Raw genomic sequence first — 1,695 nt, forward strand, 5'->3', positions numbered from 1 at the left:
GCCGAGGACTAGGGCCTGTCCCTGAATCGCCTCCAGGACTGGCGCCCACTCTCGCCCAACGTCATTCCCGCGAAAGCGGGAATCCAGGGCGCGAGGTCACCGCGGCTACTTCAGCCGTGCGATCGACGTTGCGCGCCGATCTGGTTTCTGATCTACGCTGCCGATGGGACTCCGACTGACACTTGACGACCGAAAGTGGCAGAAGATCGCTGCATTCTTGCGCGAAGATCGACGTGTTGGGCGCCGGGGAATCGACGATCGCAACTTCATCGACGCGGTCTTGTGGTGGCGCCGAACAGGCGCTCCTTGGCGCGATTTGCCCGCTGACTTTGGCCCCTGGAAGACGGTCTTCAACCGCTTCGACCGTTGGTCCAGGACTGATAAGTGGAAGCGGCTGTTCGACTATCTGAAGGATGACCCTGACAACGAGTGGCACAGCCTGGACAGCACGATCAACCGGGTACACCAGCATGGCTCTGGCGGAAAAGGGGGGCCCAGGCAAACGCAATCGGACGGTCACGAGGAGGCCTAAGCACGAAAGTGCACCTTGTTGTCGATGCCCTTGGGTTGCCGCTGACCTTCGAGATCACCGAGGGGCAGCGCCACGACAGCGTTCCAGCCGCCGACCTCGTGACACGCACTGAGCCCTCATGCCTGCTCGCCGACAAAGCCTACGACAGCGACGCCTTTCGCCGCACACTTGCAAATCTCGACTGCATGGCGGTGATCCCGCCTACAGCCAGCCGCAGCACGCGGATCGCCTATGATGCGGATCTCTACAAGGCACGCTCGGAAGTCGAATGCACATTCAGCCTTCTCAAGCAGGCTCGCAGATTCGCCACGCGGTACGAGAAGACTCTGCGCAACTACGCAGCGGTTGTTGCACTAGGATGCGCCCTCTTGTGGCTGCGGATATGAGCGGCCGGAACCAGTAACCACCGGCACGGCAGCCGTGTAGACGACCTCACGATGACCGCGCAATCGAAGGAGCCCGCAGTCTACATCCTCGCCAGCAGGCGAAATGGAACCCTCTACGTCGGAGTCACGAGCGACCTCGTCAAGCGGTCCTGGGAGCACAGGAACGGCGTCACCACAGGGTTCACGAAGCGATACGGTGTCCACCGGTTGGTCTACTACGAGATGGCCGCCGACATGGTTGCCGCCATCACACGGGAGAAGCAGATCAAGAAATGGCGACGAGCCTGGAAGATCGAGCTAATCGAGAAGACGAATGCCGCCTGGGATGATCTGTGGGCCACCATCGTCGCATAGCGGGCCCAGGTCTCCGGGCCATGGATTCCCGCTTTCGCGGGAATGACGGAGCAGGCAAGCGAACTCAATCAGGGACAGGCCTTAGTCGAGAAACGCCCACGCCGCCAACCGCCGGCTCACCCGCTGCGTCGCATCACGGGCGCGGACGTGTCGAGAACCGGGAGTCGTGACTGGATGGCGAGCTGAGGAATGGCGCTCGCGACCGCCAATGGGCTCGCTCGTCGTTGCCGATGCTCGAAGCGGGTTACCTGCGTGCCCGGCTGATAGTTGGTTCGTCCGAGCTTCATCCGCCACCACTCGCGCAATGCGTAGGCCAGCGCCGCCTTCTCCTTGATCCGGTCCAAGAGCGACCGCGGCCCCAGCACGCGCTCGAAGTCGGCCTCGATTGTGAGCGTCTTCGATCGGACGTCCTCACGATGAGCA

Annotated in this window: 3 protein-coding genes; 2 read left to right on the forward strand and 1 reads right to left on the reverse strand. The window is 62.2% G+C overall.

The window, feature by feature from the left end; genetic code table 11:
* Nucleotides 1-163: 163 nt before the first annotated feature.
* Nucleotides 164-918 (forward strand): IS5 family transposase gene (locus HGB10_12095; GenBank protein ID NTU72545.1). Its coding sequence is split into 2 segments (ribosomal slippage): nucleotides 164-482 and nucleotides 482-918, totalling 756 coding nucleotides; the frame shifts between segments, so codons are not numbered across the junction.
* Nucleotides 919-969: 51 nt separating this feature from the next.
* Complete coding sequence (locus HGB10_12100) at nucleotides 970-1,272, forward strand: GIY-YIG nuclease family protein (GenBank protein ID NTU72546.1); 303 nt, start codon at nucleotides 970-972, stop codon at nucleotides 1,270-1,272.
* A 116-nt stretch (nucleotides 1,273-1,388) separates the two neighbouring features.
* Here the strand turns inward: HGB10_12100 and HGB10_12105 are convergent.
* The coding region (locus tag HGB10_12105) for a hypothetical protein (protein ID NTU72547.1) at nucleotides 1,389-1,695 on the reverse strand (307 nt) is incomplete at its 5' end.

The organism is Coriobacteriia bacterium, assembly GCA_013334745.1.
Classification (GTDB): domain Bacteria; phylum Actinomycetota; class Coriobacteriia; order Anaerosomatales; family JAAXUF01; genus JAAXWY01.